The organism is Hoeflea phototrophica DFL-43 (assembly GCF_000154705.2).
Classification (GTDB): domain Bacteria; phylum Pseudomonadota; class Alphaproteobacteria; order Rhizobiales; family Rhizobiaceae; genus Hoeflea; species Hoeflea phototrophica.
The window spans coordinates 3,857,532-3,875,302 of the sequence record NZ_CM002917.1; the positions used below are offsets into that span (position 1 = coordinate 3,857,532).

At 58.3% G+C, this 17,771-nt stretch carries 14 protein-coding genes and 1 tRNA gene; 9 read left to right on the plus strand and 6 right to left on the minus strand.

Annotation, left to right across the window (positions count from 1 at the left end):
• Positions 1–7: 7 nt before the first annotated feature.
• The 3 genes from HPDFL43_RS18270 to gltB are packed head-to-tail and all read right to left on the minus strand — an operon-like array spanning position 8 to position 6,541.
• A complete protein-coding gene (locus HPDFL43_RS18270) occupies positions 8–1,462 on the minus strand; it encodes a glutamate synthase subunit beta (protein ID WP_007198887.1) in 1,455 nt (484 codons plus the stop codon).
• 13 nt (positions 1,463–1,475) lie between these two features.
• Positions 1,476–1,802, minus strand: coding sequence for a heavy metal-binding domain-containing protein (locus HPDFL43_RS18275; RefSeq protein ID WP_007198888.1), 327 nt, complete (start codon positions 1,800–1,802; stop codon positions 1,476–1,478).
• A gap of 5 nt (positions 1,803–1,807) precedes the next feature.
• Positions 1,808–6,541, minus strand: coding sequence for a glutamate synthase large subunit (gltB, locus tag HPDFL43_RS18280; protein ID WP_040450508.1), 4,734 nt, complete (start codon positions 6,539–6,541; stop codon positions 1,808–1,810).
• A 585-nt stretch (positions 6,542–7,126) separates the two neighbouring features.
• On the opposite strand from gltB, the gene HPDFL43_RS18285 reads away from it, so the two are divergent.
• The 5 genes from HPDFL43_RS18285 to HPDFL43_RS18305 all read left to right on the plus strand — a co-directional run bounded on the left by HPDFL43_RS18285 (position 7,127) and on the right by HPDFL43_RS18305 (position 11,012).
• A complete protein-coding gene (locus HPDFL43_RS18285; RefSeq protein WP_007198890.1) occupies positions 7,127–8,176 on the plus strand; it encodes a threonine aldolase family protein in 1,050 nt (349 codons plus the stop codon).
• Positions 8,177–8,373: 197 nt separating this feature from the next.
• Positions 8,374–8,679: a BufA1 family periplasmic bufferin-type metallophore gene (locus HPDFL43_RS18290; protein ID WP_007198892.1), complete on the plus strand. Its 306-nt coding sequence runs from the start codon at positions 8,374–8,376 to the stop codon at positions 8,677–8,679.
• 32 nt (positions 8,680–8,711) lie between these two features.
• Positions 8,712–9,632 (plus strand): MNIO family bufferin maturase, encoded by a 921-nt coding sequence (gene bufB, locus HPDFL43_RS18295; protein ID WP_040449328.1) that lies wholly within the window; start codon positions 8,712–8,714, stop codon positions 9,630–9,632.
• A complete protein-coding gene (locus HPDFL43_RS18300) occupies positions 9,619–10,425 on the plus strand; it encodes an HvfC/BufC N-terminal domain-containing protein (protein WP_007198894.1) in 807 nt (268 codons plus the stop codon). Before bufB ends, HPDFL43_RS18300 begins: the two co-directional genes overlap by 14 nt.
• Positions 10,422–11,012: a DoxX family protein gene (locus tag HPDFL43_RS18305; RefSeq protein WP_007198895.1), complete on the plus strand. Its 591-nt coding sequence runs from the start codon at positions 10,422–10,424 to the stop codon at positions 11,010–11,012. Before HPDFL43_RS18300 ends, HPDFL43_RS18305 begins: the two co-directional genes overlap by 4 nt.
• An 88-nt stretch (positions 11,013–11,100) precedes the next feature.
• On the opposite strand, the gene HPDFL43_RS18310 is transcribed toward HPDFL43_RS18305, so the two are convergent.
• Positions 11,101–11,568, minus strand: coding sequence for an Hsp20 family protein (locus HPDFL43_RS18310; RefSeq protein ID WP_007198896.1), 468 nt, complete (start codon positions 11,566–11,568; stop codon positions 11,101–11,103).
• A gap of 266 nt (positions 11,569–11,834) precedes the next feature.
• On the opposite strand from HPDFL43_RS18310, the gene HPDFL43_RS18315 reads away from it, so the two are divergent.
• Positions 11,835–12,794 (plus strand): alpha/beta fold hydrolase, encoded by a 960-nt coding sequence (locus tag HPDFL43_RS18315; protein WP_007198897.1) that lies wholly within the window; start codon positions 11,835–11,837, stop codon positions 12,792–12,794.
• Between the two features lie 9 nt (positions 12,795–12,803).
• Here HPDFL43_RS18315 and hisN read toward each other — a convergent pair whose 3' ends face one another.
• Both hisN and HPDFL43_RS18325 read right to left on the minus strand, forming a co-directional pair.
• Positions 12,804–13,583 (minus strand): histidinol-phosphatase, encoded by a 780-nt coding sequence (gene hisN, locus HPDFL43_RS18320; protein WP_007198898.1) that lies wholly within the window; start codon positions 13,581–13,583, stop codon positions 12,804–12,806.
• A gap of 327 nt (positions 13,584–13,910) precedes the next feature.
• Positions 13,911–14,828 (minus strand): N-formylglutamate amidohydrolase, encoded by a 918-nt coding sequence (locus HPDFL43_RS18325; protein ID WP_007198899.1) that lies wholly within the window; start codon positions 14,826–14,828, stop codon positions 13,911–13,913.
• A 175-nt stretch (positions 14,829–15,003) separates the two neighbouring features.
• Between HPDFL43_RS18325 and cpdR the strand changes: the two genes are divergently transcribed.
• From cpdR to HPDFL43_RS18340, 3 genes are all read left to right on the plus strand, one after another.
• Positions 15,004–15,369 (plus strand): cell cycle two-component system response regulator CpdR, encoded by a 366-nt coding sequence (gene cpdR / locus HPDFL43_RS18330; RefSeq protein ID WP_007198900.1) that lies wholly within the window; start codon positions 15,004–15,006, stop codon positions 15,367–15,369.
• A 182-nt stretch (positions 15,370–15,551) separates the two neighbouring features.
• Positions 15,552–15,626: transfer RNA gene (locus HPDFL43_RS18335), tRNA-Val, on the plus strand.
• Positions 15,627–15,972: 346 nt separating this feature from the next.
• Complete coding sequence (locus tag HPDFL43_RS18340; RefSeq protein WP_169743266.1) at positions 15,973–17,652, plus strand: sulfatase-like hydrolase/transferase; 1,680 nt, start codon at positions 15,973–15,975, stop codon at positions 17,650–17,652.
• Positions 17,653–17,771: the final 119 nt, after the last annotated feature.

A 17,771-nucleotide genomic window follows, 5' to 3' on the forward strand; every position in this document is an offset into this window, starting at 1 on the left:
GTGACGATCAGCTTGGAAGATCAGTCGCACCCATCAGGCTCATATCGATTGCACGCGCAGCCTGACGCCCCTCACGAATCGCCCAGACCACCAGGCTCTGGCCACGGCGCACATCCCCTGCAGCCCATAGCTTGTCCACCGACGTCTTGTAGTCGGTGTCACTGGCAGCAACATTGGTCGAGCCGCGGCGGTCCTGACTGATCGATAGTCTGTCGCCAAGTTCGCTGATGACGCCATCATCATAGGCGCCACGGAAACCGATCGCGACGAACACCAGATCCGCCTTGATCAGGAATTCGCTGCCGGCAATCGGCTTGCGCTTTTCATCAACCTGGCAGCATTTGACTGCAGACAGAATGCCGTTTTCGCCAATCAGCTCCAGCGTGCCGACCTGAAACTCCCGGACTGCACCTTCAGCCTGCGAGGAGGAAGTCCGCATCTTGGTTGCCCAATAGGGCCACACGGCAAGCTTGTCTTCCTTCTCTGGCGGCTGCGGACGGATGTCGAGCTGGGTCACCCGGACAGCGCCCTGCCGGAAGGCCGTGCCCACACAGTCGGACGCAGTGTCACCGCCACCGATCACCACCACATGCTTGCCGCCGGCAAGGACTGGTTCGGACGGCCAGCCGACATTGTCGATGCTCTCGCGCGCCACGCGCTTGTTTTGCTGCACCAGATAGGGCATCGCATCATGGACGCCGATAAGCTCCGCACCCGGAATGCCGACATCGCGCGGCTTTTCCGAACCACCGCAATACAGCACGGCATCATAGGCGCCGAGCAGCTCTTCCGTCGTCTTGTCGACGCCGACATTGACGTTGCAGAAGAAGGTCACGCCCTCGCCTTCCATCTGTTCGATGCGGCGGTCGATGAAGTGCTTCTCCATCTTGAAGTCAGGAATGCCATAGCGCAGCAAGCCACCCGGGCGGCTCTCACGCTCATAGACATGGACCTCGTGTCCGGCACGGCCAAGCTGCTGCGCCGCCGCCATTCCGGCCGGGCCCGATCCGACCACCGCAACCTTCTTGCCGGTTTTGCTGGTAATCGCCTGCGGCACGATGAAGCCCATTTCATAGGCCTTGTCGGCAATCGCCTGTTCGACAGTCTTGATCGCGACCGGTGCGTCCTCGAGGTTGAGCGTGCAGGCCTCCTCGCACGGCGCCGGGCAGATGCGGCCAGTGAATTCGGGGAAGTTGTTGGTCGAATGCAGGTTGCGGATCGCCTCTTCCCAATTGCCGTTATAGACCAGATCGTTCCAGTCGGGGATCTGGTTGTGCACTGGACAACCGGTCGGCCCGTGGCAATAGGGAATGCCGCAATCCATGCAGCGCGCCGCCTGCTTGGTCACTTCCTCATCGCTCATCCGGATGGAGAACTCGCGGAAATGGCGAATCCGGTCAGATGCCGGCTGATACTTCGCCGTCTGCCGGTCGATTTCGAGAAAACCCGTTACCTTACCCATATCGCTGTCCTGTTCACCTGAGTACCACGGCCGTCCCCGAAGCTGAGACCATCAGCATCGAGGAACTGCCACCAGCGGAGATGTTTTCATAATCGAGATCAACGCCGATCACGGCATTGGCACCCTGTCGGGCCGCTTCGTCCTGCATTTCTGCAAGCGCAATCTCGCGTGCTTCGCGCAGGGACTTTTCGTAGGCCCCGGAACGTCCGCCAACGATGTCGCGAATACCGGCAAAGAAATCACGAAAGATGTTTGTGCCAAGAATCGCCTCTCCGGTGACGATCCCTTTGTATTCCACAATCTGCCGGGCTTCGATCGAGTTGGTGGTTGATGTGATCATCCGGCTCATTCAGCAGCCACCCCCATGCGCATCCGTTCCATATCCTCAAGCGCCCGGCGATATTCGACCGGCATCACCTTGCGGAACTTCGGACGGAAATCGGCCCAGTTGTCGAGGATGTCCTTGGCCCGGGTCGAACCGGTGTAATGCATGTGGTTGGAGATCAGCTGGAACAACCGCTCCTCATCATGCCGGGTCATGTCTCCGGATACATCCACCCGCCCCTTGTGCGCCAGATCGCCGCCATGGTGATGCAGCTTTTCGAGGATGTCATCCTCTTCAGGCACTGGTTCGAGCTCGACCATTGCCATATTGCAGCGGCTGGCAAAATCACCGGCCTCGTCGAGCACATAGGCAACGCCGCCGGACATGCCGGCTGCAAAGTTGCGGCCGGTTTCACCAATCACCACGACAAGACCACCGGTCATGTATTCGCAACCATGGTCACCCACGCCCTCGACCACCGCGATGGCGCCCGAGTTGCGCACGGCAAAGCGCTCGCCCGCGACACCGCGGAAATAGCACTCGCCTTCGACAGCACCATAAAGCACGGTGTTGCCGATGATGATCGACTTCTCCGCAACGATTGGCGAGTTTTCCGGCGGCCGCACAATGATGCATCCGCCAGACAAGCCCTTGCCCACATAGTCGTTGGCGTCACCAGCCAGATCGAAGGTGATACCATGCCCGAGAAACGCACCGAATGATTGACCGGCGGTACCGGTAAGTTTGACCGTGATGGTGTCTTCCGCAAGCCCCTTGTGACCATGGCGCTTGGCAAGTTCACCCGACAGCATCGCGCCCGCCGACCGGTCGACATTCTTGATCTCGACACCGAACTCGACCTTCTGCTTGCTCTCCAGAGCAGGCATTGCCTGTTCGATCAGGCGACGGTCGAGCACGTCGTCAATCGGGTGCACCTGCCGCTCTGTCCAGTAGGTTTTGGCCTTTTCAGCCTCGGGCTTGTAGAAGACGCGACTGAAGTCGAGGCCTTTGGCCTTCCAGTGTTCGATCATCTCGTCCTTGGAGAGCAACTCGGACTGACCGATGATGTCATCGAGCTTGCGGTAGCCCATGGCAGCAAGCGCCTCACGCACTTCTTCCGCGATAAAGAAGAAGTAATTGACGACATGCTCGGGCGTCCCCTTGAAACGCTTGCGCAGAACCGGGTCCTGCGTGGCCACGCCCACCGGGCAGGTGTTGAGATGGCACTTGCGCATCATGATGCAGCCCGCTGCAATCAGCGGCGCGGTTGAAAAGCCGAACTCGTCAGCACCCAGCAGCGCGCCGACAACGACGTCGCGACCAGTCTTCAGTCCACCATCCACCTGCAGCGCAATGCGCGAGCGCAAACCGTTGAGAACCAGCGTCTGATGGGTTTCGGCAAGGCCGATTTCCCATGGACTACCAGCATGCTTGAGCGAGGTCAGCGGCGATGCACCGGTGCCGCCATCATAACCCGAAATTGTGATGTGGTCTGCGCGCGCCTTGGCCACTCCCGCAGCCACGGTGCCCACGCCCACTTCGGAGACGAGCTTGACCGAGATATCGGCGGAGGTGTTGACGTTCTTGAGGTCAAAGATCAGCTGCGCCAGATCCTCGATCGAATAGATGTCATGATGCGGTGGCGGCGAAATCAGGCCAACGCCAGGTGTGGAGTGCCGGGTCTTGGCGATCGTCGCGTCAACCTTGTGGCCGGGCAGCTGCCCACCCTCGCCGGGCTTTGCGCCTTGGGCCACCTTAATCTGGATCATGTCGGCATTGACCAAATACTCTGTGGTCACGCCAAACCGTCCGGATGCAACCTGCTTGATCGCCGAGCGTTCCGGATTGCGATCGCCGTTGATCAGCGGCAGATAGCGGTCCGGCTCCTCACCGCCTTCGCCGGTGTTGGACTTGCCGCCGATCCTGTTCATGGCAACGGCAAGCGTGGTGTGCGCCTCGCGGCTGATCGAGCCGAACGACATCGCGCCGGTCGAGAACCGCTTCACGATATCGGCTGCAGGCTCGACCTCATCAAGCGGCACCGGCTGACGGCCAGCCTCTTCTGCACTCTTGATCTTGAACAGCCCGCGGATTGCATTCATCCGCAAGGTCGAGGCATTGACCATATCGGCAAATTCCCGATAGCGATCCTGAGCATTGCCGCGCACGGCGTGTTGGAGGGTGGCGACAGCATCAGGCGTCCAGGCGTGACCTTCGCCGCGCATGCGGTAGACATATTCACCACCCACCTCGAGCGAGGTGGCAAGCACCGGATCATTGGAGAACGCAAGGCGGTGGCGGTCGGTCGTCTCGACCGAAACCTCTTCAAGCCCGACGCCTTCGATCATCGTCGCCGTGCCGGTAAAGTAGGTGTCCACAAATTCACTCGACAGTCCGATCGCATCAAAGATCTGCGCCCCGCAATAGGACTGATAGGTGGAAATACCCATCTTCGACATCACCTTGAGGATACCCTTGCCGATCGCCTTGATGTAGCGCGACACAACTTCGTAAGGATCGACTTCCGGCGGGAACTCACCGCGACCGTGCATGTCGAGCAGCGTGTCGAAGGCCAGATAGGGGTTGATCGCCTCGGCGCCAAAACCGGCCAGACAGCAGAAGTGATGCACTTCACGCGGCTCGCCCGATTCCACGACAAGGCCGACCGATGTGCGAAGGCCCTTGCGGATCAGGTGATGATGCACCGCCGCCGTCGCCAGCAACGCCGGGATCGCGATCCGGTCCGGACCGACCTGACGGTCGGACAGAATGATGATGTTGTAGCCGCCGGTGACCGCCTCTTCGGCACGGGAGCACAGACGCTCCAGCGCGCCCTTCATCCCGTCCGCACCCTTTTCGCTCGCATAGGTGAAATCGAGCGTCTTGGTGTCGAAGCGGTCTTCGGTGTGACCAATCGAGCGGATCTTTTCCAGATCGCCATTGGTAAGAATTGGCTGACGGACTTCAAGCCGCTTCTTCTTTGCAGCCCCCTTGTGGTCGAGCAGGTTCGGGCGCGGGCCGATGAACGACACCAGGCTCATCACAAGTTCTTCACGAATCGGATCGATCGGCGGGTTGGTGACTTGCGCGAAGTTCTGCTTGAAATAGGTGTAGAGCAGCTTTGACTTCTCCGACATCGCCGAAATCGGCGTATCGGTGCCCATCGAGCCAATCGCCTCCTGGCCGGTCGTCGCCATCGGAGACATCAGGATCTTGGTGTCTTCCTGGGTGTAGCCAAAGGCCTGCTGGCGGTCGAGCAGCGACACATCCTTGCGCAATGCCCGTGGTTCGACCGGCTTGAGATCTTCCAGGATGAGCTGTGTGCGCTCGAGCCACTCACGATATGGGTGCTTGGCGGCAAGCCGTGACTTGACCTCCTCATCGGAGATGATCCGGCCCTCTTCCATGTCGATGAGCAGCATCTTTCCAGGCTGCAGCCGCCACTTGGCAACAATGCTGCTCTCCTCGACCGGCAGAACACCGGCTTCGGATGCCATGATCACCCGGTCATCATTGGTCACGATGTAACGCGCAGGCCGCAGCCCGTTGCGGTCGAGCGTCGCGCCGATCTGACGGCCATCGGTAAAGGCAACGGCTGCGGGACCATCCCAAGGCTCCATCAGTGCTGCGTGGTATTCGTAATAGGCCTTACGGTCCTCGCTCATAAGCGTGTTGCCGGCCCAGGCTTCCGGGATCAGCATCATTACCGCATGCGCCATCGAGTAGCCGCCACGGATCAGGAATTCGAGCGCATTGTCAAAACACGCCGTGTCCGACTGGCCTTCATAAGAGATTGGCCACAGCTTGGAGATGTCGTCGCCAAATAGCGGCGAAGAAACCGACGCCTGGCGGGCCGCCATCCAGTTGACGTTGCCGCGCAAGGTGTTGATCTCGCCATTGTGCGCCACCATGCGGTAGGGGTGCGCAAGCTTCCACGACGGGAAGGTATTGGTCGAGAAACGCTGGTGGACAAGAGCCACGGCGGATTCAAACCGCGGGTCCTTCAAGTCGGTGTAATAGGCGTCGACCTGATAGGCCAGGAACATGCCCTTGTAGACGATCGTCTGCGTCGACAGCGACACGAAATAGAAGCCATTGTCGCCGCCCTCGGTCTCATCATAGACCCGGTTGGAAATCACCTTGCGCAGCACGAACAGCCGGCGCTCCAGCTCCTCCTGATTGGCGACACCATCGCCGGCGCCGATAAACACCTGCACGTGACAGGGTTCGGTTGCCGCGATCTCCGGGGCCTTCGACAGCGAAGAATTGTCTACGGGCACCTCGCGGAAACCAAGCAGAATCTGGCCTTCCGCACTCACCACCTCGGCGATGATCGACTTGAGATGCTCGCGCAGGGTTTCATCCTGCGGCATGAACAGAAAGCCGACCGCATATTGCCCGGCTTCCGGCAGGGTTACACCCTGCAGCGACATTTCTTCGCGAAACAAGCGGTCAGGGATCTGTACCAGCATGCCGGCACCGTCGCCCATCAGCGGATCAGCCCCCACCGCGCCGCGGTGGGTCAGGTTTTCGAGCATGAAAAGACCGTCACGAACGATCTGATGGGACTTCTCACCCTTCATGTGGGCGACGAAACCAACACCGCAGGCGTCATGCTCGTTGCGAGGATCATAAAGACCCTGTTTCGCCGGCAATCCGAAGGTTTGGCCAAAGCCATGAATTGCGGCCGGCTTGGTTTCGGCGCGGGCCTCACAAGCGTTTGCTGCGATCTCAGATGGTGACACTTCTGCCATCTTCATTCCTCCTTCATGGCCGCCGTAGCGGTCGATTCCCGGCGCATCGTAGCGCGATCGCCACGGATGGTGGCGCTTGCATTGCCGATGCATTTGTCGTCTGGCCTCGCGCGCCGTTTTACCGCACCCGGAGAACATCCGGGGCGCGGCGCGCTTATGTAGCATGTAGGGGCGATACGGTCACCTTGAGACGATGGATCGCCCATTCGCAAAATGCCGCTCGAAAGCCCACAATGCCTGTCCCGGCCTCAGCCAGATGGCCGCAACAGACACAAATAGGACAGCAAGGCTGTCCTATTTAGCGTATCCTATGACAGAATGTGCAACGCTACGCAAGACTGGGAAGCCAAAAAATACCACGGCCGAGACCGATTATGTTTTCCAGCGAGGATTTTGCGCAATATTATTACACCTCAGATCAATTTTCCAGTGTTTTGCTGTGCCCTTTCGGTGTAACGCCTTGCGAGCCCCAACGTGCTCGCAACACCGCATCACGCGCGGCCACCGGGATATCCAACCGGACTTTGAAACCCTGAGCAATTCATGCGATAGCCGATCGAGACAAAACTCCGGAGACGAGCTCGCATGATTTTCACCTCGGACAATTGGGCCGGTGCCCACCCCGCGATTGCAGCATCGCTGAACGCCCATGCCACCGGCTACGCATCCGCGTATGGCACAAGCGAGATTGATCGGACAGTTGAAGAGCGGTTCAACGAAATCTTCGGACGCGAAGTTGCAGTGTTTTTCGTTGGCACCGGCACCGCTGCAAACTCTCTCGCACTGTCGGCGGTCAACAGGCCCGGCGGCGTCTCCTTCTGCCATAGCGAGGCACATGTCATTGCCGATGAATGCGGCGCTCCGGAGTTCTTCAGCCAGGGCGCACGTCTTGCATCGGTTGAGGGAGCGGAAGGCAAGATGGATCCGTCCAGGCTTGAAGCCGAGATTGCGCGCTATCCGAAAGAGTTCGTCCATGGTGGTCAGCCGATGGCGATCACGCTAACCCAGGCGACCGAAGCCGGAACTGTCTACAATCCCGACGAGATCCGCGCGATTTCGAAGATTGCCAAGGCCCACGGCCTGCCGCTGCATATGGATGGTGCGCGTTTTGCCAATGCACTCGTGGCGCTCGACCTCACCCCGGAGGCAATGACTGTGGATCTGGGGGTTGACATCGTTTCTTTCGGCGCCACCAAGAATGGCTGCTGGTGCGCAGAGGCCCTGGTGTTTTTAGATCCCGCGATGGCCACCCAGGCTCCTTTCATCCGCAAGCGCGCGGCACAGCTCTTCTCAAAGAGCCGGTTTATCTCGGCCCAGTTCGACGCCTACTTCGAAAATGATCTCTGGCTTGAGATTGCCCGCCATTCCAACCGGATGGCGGCAAGGTTGCAGCAGGGCATTTTGGCATCACCAAATGCCCGGCTCGGCTGGCATTGTGATGCCAACGAGATCTTCCCCATCGTTGCATCTCCCCTCGCCGAAACGCTTACGGAGAAAGGGGCAATGTTCTACGAATGGCACCCGCCCCGCTCACATCCGAACCTGGTGAAAGAGGGTGAAACCATGCTTCGGCTGGTAACCAGCTTTGCCACGACCGAAGATGACGTTGACCGCTTCGTCGAAGCGCTGGGCTGAAAGCCTCAAAACCAAGTAGATCGGGTTCGCAGGCGAACACCTGCATCGAAAAATTCTCTTCACATCTGCTTCACAGGCAAGTGATGTCCGATAACGTGCGCTTGATTTCCAAGTGATGTGGCATTTTGTCATGGTCTCCCTGCCGGAACAAAAACAGCACCCGGTAACGGTTTAAAATCATCTTCAAGGAGATCAACATGTCGCAGAAATCAATCATTGGCGCTTCGGCGCTCGCAGGCGCCGTGGCCATGGCCATCTCCGGTGCCAGCTTCGTCGCTTCCACCGGCGACGCCGCCGCTGCCACTGAAAAGTGCTACGGCATCGCCTTGGCAGGCAAGAACGATTGCGCAGCAGGCCCAGGCACCACATGTGCAGGCACCTCGACAGTCGATTTCCAAGGCAACGCCTGGAAAAGTGTTGACGCCGGCACATGCACAACCATGAGCGCCGAAGGCGATCGCATGGGCTCGCTTGAGCCGCTTGACCGCGATCTTCCGGCCTGATTGCGCAACTCTTAAGGAACGGGAACCAAGGCATGACGCGGTCCGCCCATGAAACCACATCTGCTGGAAGCTCCCCTTTCCCGAGCTACCCGCTCCCGCCTCGTGCGGGAGCGGGATTGAAGACCGAACACATCGACGCCATCCTGGCGGATGACTACCGTATCGGCTTTTTGGAGGTTCATGCGGAAAACTATATGGGCGACGGCGGGCCACCGCATCGTGCCCTTTCCGCCATCCGAGCCGAGTTCCCACTTTCCGTACACGGTGTCGGCCTTTCCATTGGCTCGGCAGGCGGAATTGATCCCGACCATCTCGAACGCCTCGCCCGGGTTGTCGAGCGCTATCAGCCCGGCATGGTGTCCGAGCATCTGGCATGGTCAAGCCATGATGCGGGATACTTCAACGACCTGCTTCCGGTGCCCTACAATGGCGAAACACTGGAGCGCGTCACCGCCCATATTGGTCAGATCCAGGACCGGCTCAAACGCAGAATCCTTCTCGAAAATCCATCGACCTATGTGGCGTTCGAAGACACAACCATGAGCGAAACGGATTTCATTCGCGAGATCGCCCGCCGCTCTGGCTGCGGCCTGCTTCTCGACATCAACAATGTGTTTGTCTCAGCCACCAATCACGGCTGGAAGCCGATGCAGTACCTGCGCGATTTCCCGCTTGAAATGGTTGAGGAAATCCACCTAGCAGGCCACGCAGAGGACACCGACGATGAAGGCGAGCTGCTCTTGATCGATGCCCATGACCGGCCCGTCGCCGACGACGTTTGGAAACTCTACGAAATCGTCATCAGCCAGGCCGGCCCGTTGCCAACACTGGTCGAATGGGACAATGACGTTCCCGAATGGCCGGTGCTGCGCCATGAGGCACAACTGGTTGACAGGATTCTCGACCGGCTCGGCCCGATATCCATGCTTGGATCGCGCCATGCCGCCGAATGAGATCTTGCCAGAGACCGGACAGCCGGCGTTTGGCGCGGCGCTTCTCGACCCGGACTTGCCGCTGCCCCATGGTGTTGTTGGCCCGCGCGGCAAAGCGGCGACAAAACGCTTTGCCGTCTATCGCAACAATGTCACGGTCAGTCTTGTAAACGCGCTGGCGGACATTTTTCCCGCTGTGGCACGACTGGTCGGCGAGGACTTCTTCCGCAGCATGGCCCGTCTCTATATGAGCCACGAGCCGCCGCAATCCGCCCGACTGTTTGAATATGGCCACGGATTCGCAGCATTTCTCGAGCATTTTGAACCTGTCTCAAAACTCCCCTACCTTCCAGATGTCGCGCGTCTCGAACGTAGCTGGCTTGACGCCTATCACGCCGCGGACGCCGAGCCGCTGGCACCCGAGGCACTCGCCGCCGTTGCACCTGAAGATTTGGGGAGTCTCTGCTTCACGCCGCACCCGGCAACCCGAACAGTCAACAGCCGCTTTGCAGCAGTTTCGATCTTCTCGGCCAGCCGTTCAAACAAGCCGCTTGACCAGATCAAGCCGCTCACGCCGGAGGCCGGACTTGTCACGCGGCCATTGGACGAAGTGCAGATCCGTCTTCTGCCGCCTGGTGCAGCACCGTTCTTCGAAGCGTTGATCGCTGGGCGGACTTTAGGCGAAGCGGCGGAACAAACAGTTGAGCAGAACCCGAGCTTTGATCTGCCAAGTGCCCTGACAGCCATGCTGGAGTCCGGCGCATTCACCAAGTGCCAGCCTGAGGGCCAGCCAACCAGGAAGGATATTCCATGAAAGCAACAATCGACTTGCTCGTTGATCTGCACCACCGGATCTTCGGTTTTCTTGAACGCGCAGCCGACAGCTGGCTTTTGGGATTGTTTGCCCGTTTCGTCTTCGCAGCAGTGCTTTGGGGCTATTTTCTCAATTCGGCCCGAACCAAGGTGGGCGAAGGCATAACCGGGTTCTTCTCCATCCAGTCCGGCGCTTACTACCAGATCGCTTACCCGGCGGTCGAAGCCGCCGGCGGTGATGTCGGCGCGGTGTCGTTCATTCCATGGGGTCTGATCGTGTTGCTCGGGACCTATGCCGAGTTCATCCTGCCTCTGTTGCTGGTGATCGGACTGTTCTCACGAATTGCGGCCGTCGGTATGGTCGTTTTCATCGCGGTCCAGACATATGTCGATGTCACCGTTCACCAGATCGGAGCAGAAGCCATTGGATCGCTGTTTGACCGTTTTCCAAATGCGGTAATCGCCGATCAGCGCCTGCTCTGGATGGTGCCGCTCGTGGTGATCGCCCTCAAAGGGCCAGGGCTGCTGTCGATTGATGCATTGCTGGCCCGCAGACGGCAGGGCATGGGCCGGATGGTTCACGCCTGAGCACTTCAGGCGTCAATCATGCAAGATATGAACATGGCGCTCAGTCTCCTGAGCGCCATGAAACCCATTCCATCTGGGGGAGACGGAATCAGGCCTTGTTGGCTTCGATCTGCTTCGGCTCGGTGCCGGCGTCGCTGGAAATCGCGATACGGCGCGGCTTCATCGCTTCAGGGATCTCGCGTGTGAGATCGATATGGAGAAGTCCGCTTCGCAAAGATGCCCCGGTCACCTCAACATGCTCAGCAAGTTGGAAACGGCGTTCGAAGGCGCGCTTGGCAATCCCGCGATACAGGAATTCGACGCCGTCGACATCCTGCTCATCAGCCTTCTCACCTTTGACCGTAAGCGCATGCTCACGAGCCTCGATGGAGATTTCGGCCTCTTCGAAACCGGCCACAGCCATGGTGATGCGGTAGGTGGTCTCACCCGTGCGTTCGATGTTGTAGGGCGGATAGGATTGAGTCTGTTCGGGCTGCGCCAGGCTATCAAGCATGGTCAGAAGCCGGTCAAATCCCACAGTGGAACGATACAGCGGTGAAAAATCAACGTGACGCATAAGGGTCCTCCTTCAGAGCGACATTCAGTTTTGCGTTTTGGCATCTGGTTTGCCCCACAATGGGCGGCATCCCGGCCAGCGGACCCGGTATTTGGCGTCCGCAAACACAATGTGGGAATTGAAATCCGGTGCTTCAAGACCATGCCCATTTTCCCCAGCGATGAGCCCCACAAACCATTTCTTCGCTCAGTCGGCAGGCTTTGATCGGAATCAGGAAAGCCTTTTCCTTTTGACCTGCGTGCAGTGAACGCCTAATCCGGTGGATCATGAAACAGGACGCTTCGCTTCTGATAGAAACCCCAGGGAACCCGGTTCCCGGCAACCATGTCGCGGGCTGGTTCGACAGCGCCGGCGGAAAACGGCTGCGCTATGCAATCTTCAAATCGGAGACGACGACGGCGCGCGGCACCGTGGTTCTGTTGCAAGGCCGCAATGAATGCATCGAGAAATACTACGAAACCATTGGGCATTTCACCCGTCGTGGCCTCTGGGTTGCAACATTCGACTGGCGGGGCCAGGGCCTTTCCGAGCGGCTGACAAAGAACCCGCAACGCGGTCATGTTCGCCGGTTCAAGGATCTGCAGGCAGATCTTTCGATCTTTCTTGAAACGATCGTGCTGCCTGAAACCCGCTTGCCCTTTTGTATGGTGGCCCACTCGATGGGGGCACTGGTCGCCCTGTCGATGGCGCCCCGGCTAGGCAACCGAATTGACCGCATGGTTCTGTTGGCTCCCTTCATTGAGCTGTCAAACCAGAAATTGCCCACCGGTCTTATCCGGACGTTGACCCGCATGTTCAGAATGCTCGGGCTCGGCTGGTTGGCAACAGGCAAGGACAGGTTCCCGCGCGCCTTCGAGAACAATGTGCTGACCAGTGACCGGGCACGGTTCGACAGAAACATCGCGCTGTATATGCAACACCCGGAATTGCGGCTCGGCCCGCCCAGCGCTTCCTGGGTCAGCGAGATGCTCGTGGCCATGAGCCGCGTCACACGTGTCGAGCACCTTCACAAGATCAAGGTGCCGACGCTGCTGATAGGAGCCGGCAATGACCAAATCGTCGCCGCCCACGCGATTGAGGAACTCGGCAACCGTTTTAGGGCTGGACGGTCGGTCATCATTGATGGTGCCCGTCATGAACTTCTGCAGGAAGCCGACCGCTACCGGTTTGCAGCGCTGGCCGCGATCGATGCCTTTATTCCACCCGACCAGGGTGGCGATTCGTAAACCCGCCCTTCAATCCGGACGATTGAGCATTTCGAGCGCTTGGGCATGCAATTCTGGCGATCCGGCGGCAACGATATTGCCGCCGTTTTCTGGTGCGCCGCCATCCCAGGTGGTCATTTTGCCACCGGCCTCCTCAATCAGTGGAATAAGCCCGCCGACGTCGTAGGGCTTGAGATCGCTTTCCACCACCAGATCGATGTGACCGGCAGCAACCATCGCATAGGCATAGCAATCGCAGCCATAGCGGGCGAGCCGGACCGACTGCTCAATACGCTGATAGGCTGGTTTGAGATCATCGGGGAAGATGAACGGAGACGTCGTCATCAGGATCGCCTGATCGAGGTCGACGCCTGAACGGCTGCGGATCAGATCCACCTTGCCATTGCGCTGAACCACCGCATTCCCTGGCTCCGCAATGAAACGTTCGCCGGTGAAGGGCTGATCCATCATGCCCATCACCGCCTTGCCCTTGTGGTAAAGGCCGACCAGCGTCCCCCAGACCGGCAATCCGGAAATGAAGGCGCGTGTGCCATCAATCGGGTCGATAACCCAGACATACTCTCGATCAAGACCGACATCACCATGCTCTTCGCCAAGAATGCCGTGATCTGGAAACCGGTCTGAAATCAGCGTTCTGATCGCACGCTCGGCCTCGCGGTCTGCCTCCGTAACCGGGTCAAAGCCGGCGGCTTCCTTGTTGTCCACAGCGACCGACATCCGAAATCGGGGCAGGGTTTCAGCCGCCGCGGCCTCGGCGATGGCTTCAAAAAAGGCGAAATCGGGAAGCATCGGGAACTCCGTGAGGATATGTGGAGGGTCGATTGCAGCAGGGTGCCGGCAGCTTCTCCTCCTCGCCCGCTGTGGACAAAAAAGCAAGGGGCTATGTCCAGCGCGACTCATCTCTTCGCAACCGCGAACCGAATCGACCAGCTCAAGCTTGACATTTGTGCGCTGCAACATTAGATTCTGTTTACAGTCTTTGACTGTAAATGCCCTCCTTGGGCGTTTCCTCCCTAGACTCTGCCGCGCTTCGAGCGCGGTTTTTTTTGAATGATCTTGAGGCCGTGGGCTTTGCCGGGCGGCTGCGACCGGCCTTCAGGTGATGGCAGACAAACCCTATTCGGCAGCAAGCCGCTGATCGGCGGCTTCATCGCGCACATGGGCCATCATCCGGGCCGCAAAGTCGCTCAAATCCGCACGCAAAAGGTCAAACCCGGACGTTTTCTCCAATGTTTCCTCATTCACATAAAGACCGCGGTTGATCTCGATCTGCAATGCATGAAGGCCACGGCCCGGGCGGCCGTAATGCTCAGTGATGAAGCCACCCGCATAAGGCTTGTTGCGAACCACGTGATAGCCAAGTCCGGAGAGAAACGAGACGGCGGCGCGCGACAAATCATGCGCAGCACTCGCGCCATAGCGGTCACCGATGATAAAGTCGGGCCTGCGATTGCCTCCGGCCACACGCACATTGGCCGGCATGGAATGGCAGTCGATCAGGATCGCCTTGCCAAATTGCACATGGGTTTGGGCAATGGTCTTGCGCAGGCAGGCATGATACGGTCGATACACCTGTTCAATGCGCGACAGCCCCTCCTCGACACTCAGTTTTCCGCGGTAAATGTCCATGTTCTCGGCAACAAGACGTGGAATCGTCCCGAGCCCACCAGCCACACGCATTGAACCGATATTCGCGAAAGGCGGCAGGGCACCATCGAACATGTGCGGGTCGAGTTCATACGGTTCCCGGTTGACATCAAGCCAGGCGCGCGGAAACAACGCTGCGAGCAGCGGTGCTCCCAATTGCACGACACTTGAAAAAAGCTCATCAACATAATGATCTTCTGAACGCCGTATTGACCGGCGGTCAAGCCTCGACATGCCCAGAAAGGCTTCGGGATAAATCCGTCCCGAATGTGGTGAATTGAATACAAATGGCTGTGTTTGCTGTGCCGGGCGGTGAAGCTCGAACGGTGCGATTGCGTGCGAAGCCTCTGTTTTGCTCCCCGCAAGTGGCCTTTCGGCATCGCCCATGTCACACCCTTTGTCCCGGCAATTCCCTGATTCACCTTGCCAGTTGGGCTGGAGCCTGTCCAGTCCAGCTCCCATCTCACCGCAAAAGCGCCATCATTCACCGGATGTTTACTGGCATGCCGCATGATCGTCGCAGACAAAGCTCCATGAGCATGATGACAGGTTTGGAAACACAATGACTCCAAAAATTCTTCTCGCAGAAGACGACAATGATATGCGCCGGTTTCTGGTCAAGGCGCTCGAGAAGGCCGGCTACGAAGTCCGGTCTTTCGACAACGGCGCCAGCGCCTATGACCGTCTGCGCGAAGAGCCGTTCAACCTTCTGCTGACGGATATCGTCATGCCGGAAATGGACGGGATCGAACTCGCGCGCCGGGCAACAGAACTCGACCCTGATCTCAAGGTGATGTTCATCACCGGATTTGCCGCAGTTGCGCTCAATCCGGATTCGAAGGCGCCTCGCGATGCCAAGGTGCTCTCCAAGCCTTTCCACCTGCGCGATCTGGTGGACGAGGTCAACAAGATGATCGTTGCCGCCTGACGGCAGACTTGAATGGAATCGACGGCGCATTGAACCTCCCAGTCGCCCCGGCGGGGCGCCTGACTGGACCACTTTGCCACATCAACGGCCGCGCAAACCGGCAAAGCCGGGCTAAGCTGAAAATCGATTTCTTTTCATGTTGACGTCACATGGCTTTTTGTGGTGTATGCGCCGCATCAGATGGGCGTGTAGCTCAGCGGGAGAGCACTACATTGACATTGTAGGGGTCACAGGTTCAATCCCTGTCACGCCCACCATCTGGCCCACAAGATGAGTTCCGGTGCATCTAAGCCCCTTTGATAGAGCTGCTTCGCGGCAGCCCCTTGGGCAGAGCGTGTCAAACGCTCACTCTGTGTGATTACCCAACCACGACAGCAATAGAAGATATCCGCATGGGCAGCATCGGCCATTGCGGAAGCGCGATTGTTAGAAACGTCGTTAGGGTTAACCAAGCATAGACGTTGTTTCCAACCATAGGCAATGCTTCTGTGTCGCACGCCCAGTTGGACGGAAAAAAGGCGCTGTCCTGATTTGAAACAAAGCCCAGACTTTTCCATTCAGAGGGGTCCCTCGGGAATGGCGCATGCTGAAGGACCACCAACCGTGGCGACAATCAAAACCATGCTCAGGATATTGTTTACACCGGCTGCCGCTGTCATGGCTGCCGTGCTCTGCGCGTTGTTTTTGTATATGGCCGAGCGGGCCATCGCACACATGCCGTTTGTTCTGATGTCGACACTGGGACTCTCAGCACTTCTTTTCCTGTTCTGTCGCCGGCTCTACTTTTCGATCTACACGGCGTTGGGAGTGAGCGTGCTGTTGACGGCAGCATCCGTTGTCAAATACCGCAACAAGGGCTTTGACCTGCATATCTACGATGTTGTCTTTACCGGAACCGACGCCAGCGCTTTCAGCTTCCTGCTATCGGAATTCACAGTGTTGATTGTTCCGGTTGCTTTGGCTTTGCTTTGCAGCCTGCTGTGTCTCGGCTTCATGTTCTCGAAAGATAAAAAAACCGGGCTTGCGGTGAAATGGCGGCTGGGCCTTGCCGCGGCGGTCCTGAGCCTGATTCCCGCAACCTATCCGCTTCAGGCGGAAGAACCGCGCTATTTCCACTATTTGAGCGGTTTCAACGCTTCATCTTTCTTCGTCTCGCTGCTCGACCTGAAGGATGCTGCACTCGGTGAAGATGCTGCATCCCGGTTTGCGAACAGACCACCTGAAGAGCCGTTCCCCGCGGCCGACGCTTGCAGTTCGGACATATCAAAACCCGATATTTTCATCGTGCTCAGCGAAAGCCAGATCGAACTGGGCAGTATCGACCGCCATGGGATCAGCCAACGCTTTCCATCCAGCCAGCGCTCCGGCGACGGAAAACGCAGGGGTCTCAGGGTCGAAACCTTTGGAGGCGGCACCTGGATCTCGAATTTCTCGCTGATGACCGGTCTGTCGAGTCTCGAGTTCGGCTGGCAGGCCCCTTATCTGACCACCATACTTGAAAACAGGGTTCATCGCTCGCTGGCGACAGAACTCGCAGGCTGTGGCTACAGAACAGCGGCGCTGATGCCGATGCAGCACAGCTTTGTCAATGAGGGCCCTTTCCTGGAATCGATCGGCTTTGAAGATATCCTGGACTACGACCAGATCGGCGCCAGCCAGTATGCCCACGAAGATCGGTTCTACTTTGAAGCGGCGCGGGCATTCATCGAAGAACACCGCGCAAATGACGGCCGGCCGCTCTTCTTGCAGGTGCAGACCATGTTCGCCCATTCGCCCTATTCCGACAACATGGCCACCCCGCTCAGCGGAGAGGGGATCAACTCCGGAGATCCCGAACTGGATGAATATGTCCAGCGGGTTGTACAGTCTCAGGCGGATTTCGGCTGGTTCCTGGCTCAATCTAAGGCAGAAAAGGCCACCCACCCTTCCATTGTTCTCGAATTCGGGGATCACCAGTCCTTCGCAACCAAACAAATCTTGTCGGACGCCGATCCCGGATTTGCCATGAACGATCTTCGCTCCCGCGCCTACGAGACCTATTTCACGGTCCATGGATTCGGCGTGGACCTCGACATGAAGCCGTTTGATACCGCCGAACTTGATATCGGCTTCCTTGGCGTTTCCTTGTTGGACGCAGCTGGACTGGACAAATCACCAATGTTCGCCGACCTCTCCGCCCTCAGGGAGCGGTGCGGCGGGCAGTTGTATTTCTGCCCCGACAGGGAGGCCGTTGATACGCATATCGGACGCCGGATTGCGTCAGGGGATCTGGTTCTGCAGTGATTGCCGATTGACAGCGTTGAACAAGCGCTGCAATCCGGTTCCGGCTTACAAACACAGTCATCGAGACAGCACAGCCTTGGATGATGCACGGCAATTAGGTCAATCTAATGGATTTAATT

Bases quoted from the DNA above. Each gene is read 5' to 3' on its own strand.
- HPDFL43_RS18270 (WP_007198887.1), bottom strand. From the start codon at position 1,462: ATGGGTAAGGTAACGGGTTTTCTCGAAATCGACCGGCAGACGGCGAAG.
- HPDFL43_RS18275 (WP_007198888.1), bottom strand. From the start codon at position 1,802: ATGATCACATCAACCACCAACTCGATCGAAGCCCGGCAGATTGTGGAA.
- gltB (WP_040450508.1), bottom strand. From the start codon at position 6,541: ATGGCAGAAGTGTCACCATCTGAGATCGCAGCAAACGCTTGTGAGGCC.
- HPDFL43_RS18285 (WP_007198890.1), top strand. From the start codon at position 7,127: ATGATTTTCACCTCGGACAATTGGGCCGGTGCCCACCCCGCGATTGCA.
- HPDFL43_RS18290 (WP_007198892.1), top strand. From the start codon at position 8,374: ATGTCGCAGAAATCAATCATTGGCGCTTCGGCGCTCGCAGGCGCCGTG.
- bufB (WP_040449328.1), top strand. From the start codon at position 8,712: ATGACGCGGTCCGCCCATGAAACCACATCTGCTGGAAGCTCCCCTTTC.
- HPDFL43_RS18300 (WP_007198894.1), top strand. From the start codon at position 9,619: ATGCCGCCGAATGAGATCTTGCCAGAGACCGGACAGCCGGCGTTTGGC.
- HPDFL43_RS18305 (WP_007198895.1), top strand. From the start codon at position 10,422: ATGAAAGCAACAATCGACTTGCTCGTTGATCTGCACCACCGGATCTTC.
- HPDFL43_RS18310 (WP_007198896.1), bottom strand. From the start codon at position 11,568: ATGCGTCACGTTGATTTTTCACCGCTGTATCGTTCCACTGTGGGATTT.
- HPDFL43_RS18315 (WP_007198897.1), top strand. From the start codon at position 11,835: ATGAAACAGGACGCTTCGCTTCTGATAGAAACCCCAGGGAACCCGGTT.
- hisN (WP_007198898.1), bottom strand. From the start codon at position 13,583: ATGCTTCCCGATTTCGCCTTTTTTGAAGCCATCGCCGAGGCCGCGGCG.
- HPDFL43_RS18325 (WP_007198899.1), bottom strand. From the start codon at position 14,828: ATGGGCGATGCCGAAAGGCCACTTGCGGGGAGCAAAACAGAGGCTTCG.
- cpdR (WP_007198900.1), top strand. From the start codon at position 15,004: ATGACTCCAAAAATTCTTCTCGCAGAAGACGACAATGATATGCGCCGG.